General features: G+C 72.2%; 13 protein-coding genes. 1 reads left to right on the top strand and 12 read right to left on the bottom strand.

What is annotated here, in order from left to right:
- Position 1: 1 nt before the first annotated feature.
- The 12 genes from ABT369_RS39965 to ABT369_RS39910 all read right to left on the bottom strand — a co-directional run bounded on the left by ABT369_RS39965 (position 2) and on the right by ABT369_RS39910 (position 14,012).
- The gene (locus ABT369_RS39965; protein WP_350620500.1) at positions 2 to 592 is read right to left on the bottom strand and encodes a sigma-70 family RNA polymerase sigma factor; all 591 of its coding nucleotides are present in this window, start codon (positions 590 to 592) and stop codon (positions 2 to 4) included.
- A 4-nt stretch (positions 593 to 596) separates the two neighbouring features.
- Entirely contained in the window at positions 597 to 2,105 is a 1,509-nt protein-coding gene (locus ABT369_RS39960) for an NADH-ubiquinone oxidoreductase-F iron-sulfur binding region domain-containing protein (protein ID WP_350620498.1), read from the bottom strand.
- Positions 2,102 to 3,418 carry a ferric reductase-like transmembrane domain-containing protein gene (locus ABT369_RS39955; protein ID WP_350620496.1) on the bottom strand — a complete coding sequence of 439 codons (1,317 nt, stop codon included), beginning with the start codon at positions 3,416 to 3,418 and terminating at the stop codon, positions 2,102 to 2,104. Before ABT369_RS39955 ends, ABT369_RS39960 begins: the two co-directional genes overlap by 4 nt.
- Positions 3,419 to 3,843: 425 nt before the next feature.
- A complete protein-coding gene (locus ABT369_RS39950) occupies positions 3,844 to 6,087 on the bottom strand; it encodes a hypothetical protein (protein ID WP_350620494.1) in 2,244 nt (747 codons plus the stop codon).
- An 87-nt stretch (positions 6,088 to 6,174) separates the two neighbouring features.
- The gene (locus ABT369_RS39945) at positions 6,175 to 6,627 is read right to left on the bottom strand and encodes a MarR family winged helix-turn-helix transcriptional regulator (protein WP_350620492.1); all 453 of its coding nucleotides are present in this window, start codon (positions 6,625 to 6,627) and stop codon (positions 6,175 to 6,177) included.
- A gap of 9 nt (positions 6,628 to 6,636) precedes the next feature.
- Positions 6,637 to 7,542 carry an expansin EXLX1 family cellulose-binding protein gene (locus tag ABT369_RS39940; RefSeq protein WP_350620659.1) on the bottom strand — a complete coding sequence of 302 codons (906 nt, stop codon included), beginning with the start codon at positions 7,540 to 7,542 and terminating at the stop codon, positions 6,637 to 6,639.
- 61 nt (positions 7,543 to 7,603) lie between these two features.
- Positions 7,604 to 8,671, bottom strand: a complete 1,068-nt coding sequence (gene cax, locus ABT369_RS39935; RefSeq protein WP_350620491.1) for a calcium/proton exchanger — start codon at positions 8,669 to 8,671, stop codon at positions 7,604 to 7,606.
- 21 nt (positions 8,672 to 8,692) lie between these two features.
- Complete coding sequence (locus ABT369_RS39930; RefSeq protein WP_350620489.1) at positions 8,693 to 10,012, bottom strand: reverse transcriptase family protein; 1,320 nt, start codon at positions 10,010 to 10,012, stop codon at positions 8,693 to 8,695.
- 78 nt (positions 10,013 to 10,090) lie between these two features.
- Positions 10,091 to 11,413, bottom strand: a complete 1,323-nt coding sequence (locus tag ABT369_RS39925) for an NAD(P)/FAD-dependent oxidoreductase (RefSeq protein ID WP_350620487.1) — start codon at positions 11,411 to 11,413, stop codon at positions 10,091 to 10,093.
- A gap of 94 nt (positions 11,414 to 11,507) precedes the next feature.
- Positions 11,508 to 12,017, bottom strand: a complete 510-nt coding sequence (locus ABT369_RS39920; protein ID WP_350620485.1) for a mycothiol transferase — start codon at positions 12,015 to 12,017, stop codon at positions 11,508 to 11,510.
- A 140-nt stretch (positions 12,018 to 12,157) separates the two neighbouring features.
- Positions 12,158 to 13,519 (bottom strand): S53 family peptidase, encoded by a 1,362-nt coding sequence (locus ABT369_RS39915; protein ID WP_350620483.1) that lies wholly within the window; start codon positions 13,517 to 13,519, stop codon positions 12,158 to 12,160.
- A 205-nt stretch (positions 13,520 to 13,724) separates the two neighbouring features.
- Entirely contained in the window at positions 13,725 to 14,012 is a 288-nt protein-coding gene (locus tag ABT369_RS39910; RefSeq protein WP_350620481.1) for a hypothetical protein, read from the bottom strand.
- Positions 14,013 to 14,040: 28 nt separating this feature from the next.
- Between ABT369_RS39910 and ABT369_RS39905 the strand changes: the two genes are divergently transcribed.
- Positions 14,041 to 14,664 (top strand): hypothetical protein, encoded by a 624-nt coding sequence (locus ABT369_RS39905; RefSeq protein WP_350620479.1) that lies wholly within the window; start codon positions 14,041 to 14,043, stop codon positions 14,662 to 14,664.
- Positions 14,665 to 14,667 lie beyond the last annotated feature (3 nt).

Here is a 14,667-nt window from a genome sequence, read left to right as displayed (position 1 = left end):
ACTATCGCGGGCCGCGGTCCGTAGAACCGTTGCGGGCGTCGAGCGCGGCGCGAAGGGCGCGCAGGGCGTAGTACACCCGCGACTTCGCCGTGCCCAGCGGGAGCCCCAGCCGCTCGGCGACCTCGTTGACGGTCCGATCCCGCAGGTAGGTCTCCACGAGGATCTCGCGATGCGCCCGGCTGAGGCTGCGCAGCGCGTCCATCACGACCATGTTGGCCAGCACGCGCTCGGTCTCGTCGGACTGCGTGAGGTCGGCCAGCCACAGCTCGTCGAGGTCCTGGCCGTAGGTCTCCCCGGCCCGGGCGCTCGCGCTGCGGTGCTCGTCGATGGCGATGCGCCGCGCGACCGTGAACAGCCACGGGCGCAGCGAGCCGACCGCGTTGTGGTCGAAGCGGTCCGCGTTGCGCCAGGCGCGCAGCAGGGTCTCCTGCACGATGTCCTCGGCCCGCTGCCGGTCCCCGCCGGTCAGGCGGGCGACGAAGCGCAGCAGGGCGTCGGCGTGCTCGCGGTACAGGGCGACGAGCAGCTCGTCGTCCGCGTCCCGGGGGCCGGGCGCGGGCCGGTGGGTTCGGTTGCCGTAGGCCTCGATCATCGCGTCACCGTTTCGGGGCAGCCATACGCAGCGCGAGTGCCGGGCACATCGCCACCGCCTGCGCGGCGACGGGTTCGAGCCGCACCGGCACGGGTGCGTCCATGAAGGCCGGATAGCCGTTGCCGTCCAGCCGGATCAGGTCGGGAGCCACGTCCGCGCACAGGCCGTGGCCGTCGCAGCGGGACCAGTCGACGTGCAGCCGCCGCGTGCCGCCCTCGTCGCGGGCGGTGGGCACCGGCAGCACCCCGGCGACCGAACGTCCGCAGTCGCCGGCTCGGGCGTGGCGGGCCAGGTCGTCGGCGAAGACTTCCAGGGCGGACGTGGCGAATCCCGCCGTACCGTCCGGATGACTGCAAGCCCCCCGTCCCTTGACCGCGGCCGCGGCCGCACGCACGACGGCCGGATCCCCGGCCCCGGACGTGAGCCCGTCCACGGCCCGGGCCAGGTCGGGCAGGCCCAGCCGGCACGGACCGCACTGGCCCGCCGACTCGGCCGCCAGATACCGCACCACCCGCGCCACCTCGCCGACCGGGCACGTCTCCGGCCCGATGGGCAGGATGATCCCGGCGCCGAGCGACCCGCCGACGGCCTTGAAGCCGCGGCGCGAGACGGCGGCGCGGGACGCCAGCGCCATGTCCAGCCAGCGGCCGTGGAAGCCGCCGGTGAGCACGGCCGGCCCGGCCGGGACGGCGCACAGGTCGAGCACCTCCTCCAGCGGCGTGCCGGTCGGGCACTCGACCACGGCCGGGTGTCGCGCGCTGCCGGTGACGCTGAGCAGGACCGTGCCCGGCTCCTTGTTCTCCGCGTCGCCGACCTCGCAGTAGCGCCGGGGCCCGATCCGGGCCGCGATCGCGAGCTGCGCGAACGTCTCCGCGTTGGACAGCAGCGTCGGCTGGCCCTCCACGCCGGCCTCGGCCGCGCGGCGCTTGATGCCCGGCGGGATGTGCGGGAAGCCGTTGATGCCCTGCACCAGGGCGCCGCCCTCGCCGGAGATGAACCGGTGCGGCACCCGCACGACGCGGGACGACACCGGCATGTCCCGCTCGGCCAGGGCGTTGAGCAGCGAGCGCTCCCCCACCCCGTCGTCGGCCACGCACAGCACGATCTCCACCGCCCGCAGCGCCCACGCGACGAGCGCGGCGCCGTCGAGGATGAGGTGCGGCGCGCGGGTCAGCAGGACCTTGTCCTTCCACGCGGCCGGCTCGCCCTCGGTCGCGTTGACCACCACGAAGGGCGCGAGCATGCGCCGCTCGACGACGTCGACGACGGCCTTGACCTTCTTGTGGAACGGGAAGCCGGCGCCGCCGCGGCCGGTGAGCTGGATGTCCTCGGCGAGCTCGAGCAGGCCGCGCATCGACAGCGGGCCGATCGGGCCGTGCACCTGCTGGTGCGCGCGCAGGTCCAGCCGCTCGGCCCGGTCGAGCCCGGCGGTGAGCCGGGCCGGGCCGATCGACAGCACCGTCGGCACCGGCGGTGCGGCGGTGGCGGTCGAGCCGCGACTGCGTGAGCTCATCGGGCCTCGCCCCGGATGCGGTTCCAGAAGTCCAGGTCGTCGTCGCCGTCGGCGCGGTGCCGGCGGCCGCGGCTCGCCTCGCGCTCCTGGCGGCGCAGCTCGCGCCGGGTGTCGAGGTTGACCAGCGTGGGCGTGTCGTCGTCGGCGTAGCGGTCCTGTTCGGCCTCCGCGGCGGCCGCGGCCGAACGCCGCGCGGCGAACCGGTCCCGCAGCGTCATGCCGGCCGTGTCGTCCACTGTGGACGTCTCGGGCGAGTAGGCGGCGTAGGGGTCGTAGTCGTCGTAGACCGGCGTCGCGACGCCGCGGAAGGTCTGCTCGAAGACCGGCTCGACGAAGCTGTCGTCGTAGGAGGGGATGGCGGTGACCGGCTCGACGACGGCCTCGCGACGGTAGTCGGCGCGCTCGTCGTAGGAGGGAATGGCGGTGACCGGCTCGACGACGGCCTCGCGACGGTAGTCGGCGCGCAGGTCGGGGGCACTGTCCTGGGTGGACCAGGACTGGTCGGCCGGAGGCGCGTCCCACTGGAAGCGGCCGGCCGAGCGCGAGCGGGTGGCGCGGCGCTCGTACGAGACCGGCTCCGGCCGCCCCACGGGCGCGATGAGGGTGGTGGTGCGGTCGGCGGCGAGCTGCTGGCGGCGCCGGTTGCGCTCGACGGACAGCCGCAGGCCGAGCGCGACGAAGGTGAGGAAGGCCAGCAACAGGTAGCTCGCGGTCACCCAGACGGCCGGCGGGCGCCCGGCGTTGAGGCCGTGCCAGAGGGCGACGGGCCAGCAGAGGTACGCCGTCGCGTGCACCGGCCGCCACATCCACGGCTTGCCGGTCTGCGCGAAGCGGGCGCGGACCATGCCGGTCCACATCACCAGGACCATCAGGTACGCCGCGATCGTGCCCGCGCCGATGGTGAACGGCGCCGTGGTGAACGGGATCAGCGCGCCGAACACGCTGACCCGCGCGGTCATCAGCTCGGTGCCGATGTGCAGGCCGAGCATGGCGATCGCGACGATGCCGAGGGTGCGGTGGACCGACTGGACCCAGACCCGGTGCCGGGCCACGAGCATGATGCGGTCGGTGGCGACGAGGCCGACGATGACCGTCAGCGTCAGCGACACGAGCGTGAAGACGCCGCAGTAGAAGACCAGGAAACCGAAGAGCTGGGTCATCGTCTCGCGCCCGCCGCCGGTCGCCACGCCGAGCAGCAGCAGCCCGGCGAGGGCCACGAGCCCGACGTTGACCGCGGACGGCGGACCGCCCCGTGTGGATCGACCGCGTGGTGGCTGGGCCCCGCCGGAGACCGACGGGTGCGGCTGAACCATTGCAGTTCCTCTATCCTGTCGGGCTGGTTTCCGGCGGTTTCCACCAACCGGCGAAACCAACCTAGGCAGGGGTCGAGGAGGGGGTCAATTTAAGTTTCATCGTGCACTTCCACGCCTGCGGAACATGATCCACAGACCCAATTTCAAGGTCTGTTAATCCTCTTTATTGTTTGCCTAAGGATCGCCAGGCATCACCGTGGAGCGCTCTCATCGCGAATTACGGGCGGATCGCGGGGGGATTTGCCCGATTTGTCGATCATCTCCCGCACATGGCGCACACGGCGAGAGAATCCGTCATCGATCCACTTCGAGGCGCAATCGAGCGGGCTCCGTGAACCGTTGCTTAAGTGCCCGTTAGGGCTTCTTTCGGAAACTCTTGAGCCGGGCAATGATCACGTCGTTCGGACCCGCACAAGTCGTGCGCTTCAGTCGAGCCGGTAGACGGCGCAGGCTCCGGAGCGAAACGTCAGCGTCGCATAGCGTGACAGCTCCGGCGAGGGCGGCATGATGTCGTCCTCGGTGAAGAGCCAGCGGACGTGGTACCGGTCGCGGAGCACGCCGATCGTGTCCCGGGACGGGTTGGCGAAGGCGGCGTCGTTGTCGGCCAGGATCCGCGGATTCCAGTAGGCGGTGTGCTCCTGCGGTACACCCTGGATCGCCTCCTGGTCGTGGGCCTCGGCGGTGTAGGCCCACGACTCGACCAGGACCCGGCGCTCGCTGTAGGCGGCGATGCCGAAGTGGCGGCGGTCGCACGCGGAGCGGCCCCGGCGGCCCTCGTAGGCGCAGTGCATGTTGGTGGCCACGAGGTCGTTCGGCGACGAATGTTCGCGCAGCCAGCGGCCCGCCTCGAGGGTGCCCTGGGTGACGATCGGCCAGAGGTCGGCGCGCTCGGACCAGCCGTTCTCGCGGCCGTCCTGGACCGCGTAGGTGAGCTGGCGGACGGCGGTCGGGGCGGTGCAGCCGAGCAGGAAGACCGCCACGAGGCCGTAGACGGCCGGGCGCCGGCGGGCCGCCAGGAGCCCGGCCACCGCGAGCACGCCGATCACGGCCCACGGCCAGACGAGGTCCACGGTCACGGCGGCGGCGCGGCGCTCGGGGCCGATGACGGGGACGGTCGAGCCGTCGAGCAGGCGCAGGGCGTAGACGAGCCCCACGCCGGCCCCGAACGCGTAGAGCGCGCGCGCCGAGGTGACCAGGGACAGCAGGCCCCAGGTCGCCAGCGCCGCGAGGTAGGGCCGGGCGCCTTGCAGGAAGAAGCCCTCCGCCTGGCCGCCCGAGTGGCCGAACAGGACCAGGATCGAGAAGCCGGCCAGGCCCAGGCCGAGCAGCAGCACGGCATCCGGGCCCAGGAGCCGCCGGCGCAGGCCCAGCGCGCCGCCCCAGATCGCCAGCCAGCCGAGCGCCGTCAGGGCCAGCAGGACGATCAGGCGGTACGAGCGCGGGTCCTCGGTGTAGTGGGTGGTCACGCCCGCCGGGTTGCGGCGCAGGGCGTCCAGGGGGCCCAGGCCCAGGCCCTGGCTCTCGCCGCCGAAGAGGACCAGCTGGGCGAAGATCAGCCAGCCGAGGACGACGGCCAGGGCGGCGGCCGCGACCCGGTGGATGCGGCGGTGCACGAGCAGGTGGACGGCCAGCACCAGCAGCAGGCCGCAGAAGAGGGTCGGCAGGAAGCTGGCCTTGGCGCCCATCACCGCGGCCGGGAGCAGCAGGAACGCGAGGCGGCGCCGCCGGTCCGCACCGTGTTCGCGCAGCAGGTCGAGCAGGACCAGCATCAGCGGTACGAACAGCAGCGCCCCGAACGTCTGGGTCGGGCTCGTCCACAGGGTGAGCCGGATGTTGGAGCCGTCGTCCGTCGCGTTGAAGCCGTAGTCGCGGTAGAACAGGTCCTGCACCCAGCCGTAGGGGTCCGGGGAGAGCGCGAAGAACGCGGCCAGTGCCGTGACGGCCCCCGCCGTCCACGAGCCGCCGACGCGCCGGCCGACGGCCGCGACCGCGACCACGAGCGCGAAGATCACCGGGAGCATGGACAGGCGGGTCACCAGGACGTACGGCTCGCTGCCGGTCGCCCAGCTGGCCGCGGCCATGTCGGCGTAGGCGAACCAGTGGTAGTAGATCGGCTCGCTGGTCACCCACGGCGTGACCAGGTCCATGTGGTGCTTGAGCTCGCCGACCAGCGCCAGGTGGAACGGCAGGTCGATGTCGGGCTTGCCGTAGCTCGGCCAGCCGAAGCCGTGGTGGCGGTAGTAGAGCGTGCTCCAGAACAGCAGGACCAGGGCGATCACGGCGAGGGTCCACGAGTGCGCGACCGGGGCGCGGCCGGCCGGACCGTTGCCGCGCCAGTACCGCCGCAGCCGTTTGATCCCCGCAAAAGTCCCGAGGACACCGGCCGGCACCAGGAGCGCGGCGAGCGGGACGCCGAGCGCGCGGGCGGGGACGTAGGCGAGCACCTCGACGCCGTAGCCGACGGCCGTGCCCACCGCGAGGTCCTCGCCGAGCCCGCGGGAGCCGCGGTGGATGAGCCGCCACAGCAGCATCCCGGGCAGCGTCACGGCGAGGCCGACGTACGCGGCGAACGTGAGGTACGCCGGGAGCGAGACGCCGTACGCGTGCAGCACGGCCCCGGTCGCGACGAAGACCAGCCCCGCCGGCCACCACCCCGACCGCCACGACACCCGGGATGTCCGCCTGGCTTGCGTTTCCGACTTGTCGCGCTCAGCGAGCAGGGCCATGACCCGCTTTCCTACCCGAGCGCGCGGCGCTCAGCCGGGAAACGGCGGCGAATTCACCCGCTGGCGGGCCGCGATGCGGATCAGCACGGTCTTGAATGCGGCGTACGCGTCCGCGCCGACGTCCGCCGCGTGCCGGGCCTCGATGTCGGCGAGGATGGCTCGCGATTTGCGCCCCTGGTCCAGGCCCAGCTCGGTGGGGACGACCAGCTTCGCGCGGCGGTCCTGGGGGTCGGGGCGGCGCTGGACGTACCCCAGTTCCTCCAGCTCGTCCACCAGCGTCCCGATGACCTGCTTGTGCTGGCCCGACTGGGCCGCGAGCTCGGTGGCGCGGCTCCCCTCGGGGTCGAGGTAGGCCAGCACGGCCCCGTGGCGCGGGCGCAGCCGCGGGTGCCCCTGCTCGGCCAGGCGCCCGAACAGCTCCTTCTGCAGCGCGAAGAGCACCTGCGCGGAGAGGACGCCGAGATCGGTGGGTGTTGTAGTCACTGAAGATGACTATATGCGGCAGGGATGGAGGTCGCCGGGGCTGCTCAGGACCTTTCCGGGGCTCGCGTCCGGCGTCGGCTCGCTCGAGGCGGACGACGGCGCGACGACGGCGAGCTCGGTGGGTGCCGCGGATCCGGTGACCGGGGGGCGGCTCGGCTTCGGCGCGGACGGCGAGGTCGTGGCGGCCTGCGCGCCGGGCTTCTGCACGGTGCCGACGCTGAGCGCGACCCCGTTGAGCGTGGTGCGCCGGCCCGCGGTGTCGGTGACCCGCACGGTGAACGGCCCGTTGCCGGCGCCGCTCTCGGCGATCCAGTAGTTGTAGTCGGTGCGGGCGAGCGCCTTGAAGGAGCCGCCGACCTGGATCTCGGCGCCGGCCAGGGGGTTCCCGGTGTTGTCGAAGCGCAGGGCGAGCCAGTACTGCGACGAGCCCTCCTTGACGCGAACCGTCATCGCGCCGGGCACGCTGGGGTTGGTCACCTGGCTGTAGGAGACCTTGATGATCCCGTCGCCGATCGCCCCGATCTTGGCGAACGCCTGGCGGCTGAGGTCGATGTGCCCCGCGGCGCACTCGGGGCAGCGATCCGTGATCTTCACGCGGACGCTGCCCTTGGGCCCCTTGACGTCGAGGTACCCGCCGCAGGCCGCCCCGCTCTGGTACTCCGCGTTGCCGAGCGCGACGACGAGCGGCTCCGCCACCTTGTCGAACGAGCAGTTCCCGCCGCCGTCGGCCGCGTAGTAGGTGGCCTGACCGTTGCCGGACCCGACGGTGGCCGCGCAGGCGGAGCCGGATGCCTGGGCCACGAGCGCCACGGTGGCGACCCCGGCCACGACGACGCCGGCCCCGGCCACGATGAGCGCGCGGCGGCCGCGCCACCAGGGCGCGGCCCGATGCCCGCGCGGTCCGTCCAGCTCCATCACGGCCGCAGCGTACCGAGCCGCCGAGGCCGAAACCGCAGACGAAAGCGAAGCTTAAAACTCAGCCCCACCAGAACACGGCGGCGATGATGCAGTAGAGCGCGACGAGGGTCGCCCCCTCCAGCCAGGTCGACTCGCCGTCGAAGACGATGAAGGCCACGGCGATCACCGTGATCGCCACGGCCATGATGAGCATCGGGGCGAAGACCAGCGTCAGGGTCGTCGCCGTGAGCAGGCTGAGCAGCACCAGGGCCGGGGCCAGGACCAGGGCGATCTGCAGCGGGCTGTTGATGATCACGCTCAGCGCGTAGTCCGACTGGTTCTTGTACGCCAGCTTGATGCCGATCACGTTCTCGATCGCGTTGCCGGCGATGGCCACGATCACCAGGCCCGCGAACGCCTGCGAGATGCCCAGCGCGTCGATCGCCGGCTCCAGCGCGTAGACGAACCAGTCCGACACGAGCGCCGCGCACCCGCTCGCGACCGCCAGCAGGGCCACGGCCAGCCAGATCGGCCAGCGCGGCGGCTCCATGTGCACGTCCGCGCCCGCCGCCGCGCCGCGCTTCAGGCTCGCCGGCAGCGACAGGGCGAAGACGAGCAGCAGGATGATCGCGACGAAGATCGACAGCGTCTTCTCGTGCGGCTCGGCCGGGGTGTGCACGTAGGAGGCAAGGCTCGGCAGGACCAGGGCGCCCGTCGCCAGCACCATGAGCACCATCGTGGTCCGCGCGCGCTCGGAGTTGAACTTCTGCGTGCCGTGTTTCAGGCCGCCGGCCACGAACGACAGGCCCAGGACCAGCAGGATGTTCGACAGGATCGAGCCGATGATGGCCGACTGGACCACCGAGACCAGGCCCGCCTTGAGCGCGAAGAAGCCGATGAACAGCTCCGGCAGGTTGCCCAGCGCGCCCTGCAGCACGCCCGTCGCGCCCGGGCCGAAGCGGTCGCCGAGCTGCTCGACGCTGCGGCCGACCAGCGAGGCCAGGGCGGCCACGGCGGCGCCCGCGACGACGAAGGCGAGCACGGAGGAGACGCCGGTGTAGCGGGTCACCGCCGCGAGCCCCACGGACACGGCGCAGATGCCGAAGATGGTGAAGTCGGAGCGAACGAAAACCCGTTCCACGGTCACGCCGTTGAATATGGCACTCGATCACAAATCTGTCGCGATGGCCGCCCTGTACAGTTCCCGCAGTTTCGCGGCCCGGGCCGGGCGGCCGGCGGCGACCCAGGCGATCCGGCCCGCGAGGTGCGCCGCGAAGTCGGGGTGGCCGTCGCGGTTGGCGGCGTCGAGGCCGTCGCGGGCGGCGCCGTGCAGGATCGCGCGCAGCCGGTCGTACTCGTCCCGCGCCGCCGCCGGCGAGTCGTTCACCACGAGCCCGGCCAGCCGCTGCCGGTCCCCGCGCCCGCGCACCCGCGTCTTGGCCGGGTGCACGCGGAAGCCCTCGTCCGCCACCACCTCCGACACCGCGTCGACCAGCGACGACGGCGGGAACGCGCCCGAGAACGCGAGGTCGTCGGCGTAGCGGGTGTACCGCGCCCCGAACGCCGCGGCGAGCCCGCTCAGCCGCCGGTCGAGCCGGTAGGCGCACAGGTTCGCCAGCGCCGGCGAGGTCGGCGCGCCCTGCGGCAGGTGCGGGGCGCGCAGCAGCGACATCAGCGAACCGTGCCCGCGCATGACCGCGAACGGCGTGCTCGTCGTGCACAGCGCGGCCAGCGTGTGCGCGACCGGCTCCGGGTAGCCGATCGCGCGGAACAGCCCGTACACCCGCTGCACCGAAACGCTCGAGAAGAACGCGACGAGATCGAGCCGGACGACCACGGCCCGCCCGGCGTGCGGCGCGGCGAACGTGTGCACGCCGCGGCCCGGCACGAAACCGTGCGCGGCGGGGTGCACCGGCACGCGCCCGAGGACCTCGTCCAGCAGCCGCCGCTGCAGGGCGCGCAGGCGCGGCTTGGGGGCCTCGATCAGACGCAGACCCATCCAGGTGTACCGGTAGTGCCGGAGCGATTCCACCGTGCTGCTGCGGTTCAGCTCACGCCGGTCCGCGAACCAGTCGAGCCGGTCGCCGTCCAGCTCCAGGAACTCGGCCAGGGCGGCGAGGTCGCCGAGCGGCGGCGTGTCCCACCGCATGCGCACGACCCGCGTCGGCACCGCCCGGCGCACCACGATCCGCGCCGGCACCCGGCCGGGCAGGTGGGCCGCGAGGAACCCGGCGAGCTCCCGCGGGCGGTCGGCGGGGCCTTCGCGGTACCCCCGCAGCATCGCCGAGACCAGGGGACCCATCCATCGCGGGCGGCGCCCGACGGCCTCGAACCCGGCCTCGAGCAGGACCGGCCGCGACCATTCGGCCGCGGCCAGGAAGGCGTGCGCGAGGGCATGGGCGGCAGCGCGCCCCGACGTAGCCCGGTCGTGCCTGCCCAGACTCGCGCGAAGCGCGGCAGCGGGCCGGCGATGTGCTGCGGTGCTCAAGGTTGCGCCCCCGGGGTTGCCCCGGAGCGATCACGGCGAGCCGCGATCAGCTCGGGACGCGCTGCCACGCGGACAACCCTACGGCAACCGGTCCTGGTACTCCTGCATCGCTCGCCGCGCGAAGACCTGCTGGAACGTGGCCACCCGCTCGGAGCGGCCGCGGCCGATGAAGCTCACGAACCAGTGCAGCACCGCGGTCACGCGGTTCTTGAACCCGACCAGGTAGAGCAGGTGGACCACGAGCCAGAGCAGCCAGCCGAGCAGCCCCGCGAAGTGGAACTTGCCGACGCTGGCCACGGCCGAGAAGCGCGAGATGGTGGCGAGGCTGCCCTTGTCGAAGTACTTGAACGGCTGCCCGGTCGGCTCGCCCGCGAGGCGCTTGCGGATCTGCCCCGCCGCGTGCCGGCCGCTCTGGATGGCCACCTGCGCCACCCCGGGCAGCTGCTCGAGCGACATCATGTCGCCGACCGCGTAGATCTCCGGGTGCCCGGGCACCGTCGTGTCGGGATTGACCTTGAGCCGCCCGGCCCGGTCGGTCTCCGCCCCGGTCGCCTCGGCGATCTGCGTCGACAGGGCCGGCGCGGACACTCCGGCGGCCCAGATCTTCGTCGCCGACTCGATGCGCCGCCGCCCGTTGGTGGTCTCGACCTCGATGCCGGTCTCGTCCACGTCGACGACCTTGGTGCTCAGCTCCACCTCGACGCCGAGCTTGTGCAGCTGCCGCAGCGCCTGGGTCGACAGGTGGTCGCCGAACGTGGACAGGACGGTCGGCAGCGCGTCGACGAGGATGATCCGCGCCTGCCGCGGGTCGATGTTGTGGTACTGCCCCGGCAGGTGCCGGTGCGCGAGCTCGGCGATCTGCCCGGCCATCTCCACGCCGGTCGGGCCGGCCCCGACGACCACGAACGTGAGCAGCCGCTCGATCACGGCCGGGTCGGTCTCGATCTCGGCCAGCTCGAACGCGCCGAAGATCCGCCCGCGCAGCTCCAGCGCGTCGTCGATGCTCTTCATGCCGGGCGCGAACTCGGCGAACCGGTTGTTGCCGAAGTAGGACTGCGAGGCGCCGGCGGCCACGATGAGCGAGTCGTACTCGACGCTGTAGGCGACCCCGGGCGCGACCACGTCGACGCGCCGGGCCGCGGGGTCGACGTGGGTCGCGGTGCCGAGCAGCGTCTTGACGTTGTTCTGCCGCTTGAGGATCTCGCGGATCGGCGGCGCGATCTCGCCCTCGGACAGGATGCCGGTCGCCACCTGGTACAGCAGCGGCTGGAACAGGTGGTAGGCGGTGCCGTTGATCAGGGTGATGTCGACCGGGGCGCCCTTGAGCGCCTTGGTCGCGAAGAGCCCCCCGAACCCGGCCCCGATGATGACCACCCGATGCCGCTGCGAACGCTCGTCCATGTGCATCTCCCGATGGGGCAGTGGACCCTGCTATTCAAGTACACCACCGTTGCCGCCCCGCTGCGGTGTGTCCTGCACTACCTCGCGGAAGGCCCTATTGCGGCAGGAGTCCGCGCACGTAGGCGGCCTGCCCGGCGTGCTGGACGGCGTCGTCGAGGATGCTCACGAGCCGCACCGCGAGCGACACCGGCGGGTCCCAGCGCTCGTCGACGATCTTGTCGAGCTCGTCCTCGGTGAGCCGCGCCACGAAGGTGCGGGTGCGGGCGAAAACCGCGTCGAAGTACTCCAGCAGCGCCTCCGGCGACTCCGGCCGCACCGCCTCGACCTCGTCCGGCGTGTGCCCGTAGCCGGTGTCGTGCGCGTGCGCCTCGAGCCCGAACCGCTTCGCGTGGTCCCCGGTGACCCAGAGCTGCTCGGCCCCGTCCAGCAGGTCCGTGACGTGGTCGTCCTGCACCCGGGTGAGATGCCAGACGAGCCAGCCGATCGAGTTCGCCCCGGGCCGCGGTGCCCAGTGCAGCTGCTCGGCGCTCAGGCCCTCCACGGCCCCGCGCACCAGGTCGGGCAGGCGCCCGTAGCCCTCGGTCAGCAGTTCGTTCACGCGCATCGCTCAGCACTCCTTCCGCGCTTGGTCACCCCGCATCCTTACCCATCCCGGCCCCGGAGATGCCTCGCCGGACATGCCAGCGGCCTCCGGCGACGTGCCAGTGGCCCCCGGCGAACCGGGGGCCACTGGAGAAAACCGCACTACAGGAAGGCCAGCGCCGGAACGAACTTGTTCGCGTCGATGGTGCCCCAGCCCGAGCTCAGGTCGTAGCCGGGCGTCGCCGGGAAGCCGGTCACGCCCTCGAAGCTGTTGTCGCCCGAGGTCACGTCCACCAGGCCGGTCGGCAGGTGGGTGTGGGTGCTGCCCGCGCCCAGCAGGTACAGGGCCGCGTTGATGTCGCCCAGGCGGCGGCCCGCCTGCTGGTCGGCGAGGGCCACGATGCCCGCGAAGATCGGGGTGGCCTCGCTGGTGCCGCCGAAGATGTGCCACGGCGAGTCGGCGCCGACGAAGGTGTAGTACACCCACGCCCCGCCGTCGACCGCGGCGCTCATCGAGATGTCGGGCGTGCCGCGGTGGTTGCCCACCACGTTCTTCACGCCGGCCTGGAAGAGCGGGCGCGGGAAGACGTGGGAGAGCCCGCCGCCGCCGGCCCCGTAGCCGTCGTTCCACACGACGTCGTTCGAGACGCGCTTGCCGCTGTTGTCGAGGTTGAGCTGCGTACCGCCGATCGAGGTCACCAGCGGGTCCGACGACGGCCAGGAGTTGACCGGGTAGGTGTAGAGGTCCTCACCGTTCGCCTGGTAGTCGGTGGCCCCGGCGTCGCCCGAGGCGGCCAGCACCGTCACGCCGTGCAGCGCCGCGTCGGTGTACGCGTACCGCAGCTTCTGGATGCTGCTGAAGTCGCCCTTGTCGAAGCCGGGGAACGTGTTCTCGGTCGCGCCGAAGCTCTGCGAGATCACGTCGCCGACGCCCTTGTCGATGAGCGCCTTCTCGGCGTCCATCATCTCGGGCAGGCCGGTGACGCCCTCGGTCTCGGCGACCGCCGTCTCCACGAGCACGATCTTGGCGTCGGGCGCCATGGCGTGCGCGTACTCGACGTCGAGCGTGGTCTCCTGGGCCCAGCCGACGTGATCGGCGTTGGTCGGGTCGAACGGGGGCACGTTGCCGGCCTTGACGACCTGGACGTTCGTGTTCGGCAGGCCGAACTGCGCGTCGAAGACCTCGAGGTCGTGCTGGATCGTCGGCGAGCCGAACGAGTCGACGATGACGATCGTGCGGCCCTTGCCCGTGATGCCGCGGGAGTACAGCGGGTTGAGGTTGTACGCCGTGCGGTACTGCAGCGGCGAGTAGCAGTGGATGCCGATCTGCGCGATGCAGTCGGACGTGGACAGCGGGGCGGTCCGGGAGACCTTTTCGACATGCCCGGTGATCGCCGGACGGAGCTTGAACGCGGGCACCGCGGCCGAGGCCGCCGCCGGCAGGGTCACCGCCGCGAAGCCGGCCACTGTGGTGGTCACGACCGTCGCTACGGCGGCCCGGGACACGATCGAGATGAGCTTCATCGACACCTCTCGAGCAAGGCCAAATTGGACCCGCCCATCGGACCCCGCTACGAGGCTGCCGCGCCATCAGCCAAACCCTATTCGTTACCCTTTCTCAACATCGAGGCCCTTCCAAATGGGACATCTTCCCGGAATAATCCCGCCACCATCACGTAACGATGTCTGGTCGCTCCCAGTCAACTTCCAGCGACCCAGCAGGTAGGCCCTAGGCGGGCGTTCCGTCCTCGGCCGAGACGACCTCGGCGATCGTGGCGAAGAAGGCGGCGATGCCGGGGAGGTTGGCCCCCTTGGCCCGGGACGCCTCGCGGTCCTCGGCCGAGGCCCAGTCCACGATGTCGAGCCACTCGCCGCCGGGCAGGCGCACGAGCCGCGCGCCGAGGAACCCGGCTCGGTCGGCCTCGAAGTCGGCCAGCATGCCCGGCCGGGCGGCGAGGAAGGCGTCGGTCTGCTCGGTCGCGACCCGCAGCCGGGTCAGTTCCACCATGGCGGTCATGACACGAGCTTGCCCTAGACTCCGCCGCATGTCGGACAGTTTCCTGGTGGCGGCCCGCCTGCCCATGAGCCGTGAGGCCTTCGACCGCTGGCTGGACCTGCCCATTCCGGGCAAGGCCGCGATCGAGAACCCGGCGGAGATGTTCACCGGCTGGTTCTGGGACGGCAAGGAGTCCCCGGGCGGTTGGAACGAGGCCGCCGAGGGCCTGACGGTCCGCGAATGGCTGCTCGAGCGCGTGGAGTCCGCCTGTACGGGTCCGAGCGGGACGGTGCTGCGACACCACGACGGGGCGCTGGAGATGTACCTGTTCGACCTCGGGTACTACGCGCCCGACGTGCAGGCCGCGCTCCTCGCCCTGGCCGCCGCCCGCCCGAGCACGGAGTCGATCGCCCTGTTCTGGGCCGAGACCGGCGGCCAGCTGTGGAAGGCCGAGGACGACGGCTGGATGGCGGCGCTGTCCATCGGCCCCGACGGCGCGCGGTTCGTCAGCCGGGCCGGCCTCGACCTCACCCGGACGGTGGCCGGGCTGCGCGCGGTGGAGAGCGAGTTCTTCGAGCTGGCCGAGCGCGTCGGCGAGGACGAGGAGAACTGGGACCCCGCCGCGCAGCCGGTTTTCCGCACCGAGGTCCCGCGGGAGTACGTCTCGCTCTGATGT

The organism is Dactylosporangium sp. NPDC000244 (assembly GCF_040300725.1).
GTDB lineage: Bacteria > Actinomycetota > Actinomycetes > Mycobacteriales > Micromonosporaceae > Dactylosporangium.
This window is presented reverse-complemented; position numbering and strand designations above follow the sequence as displayed.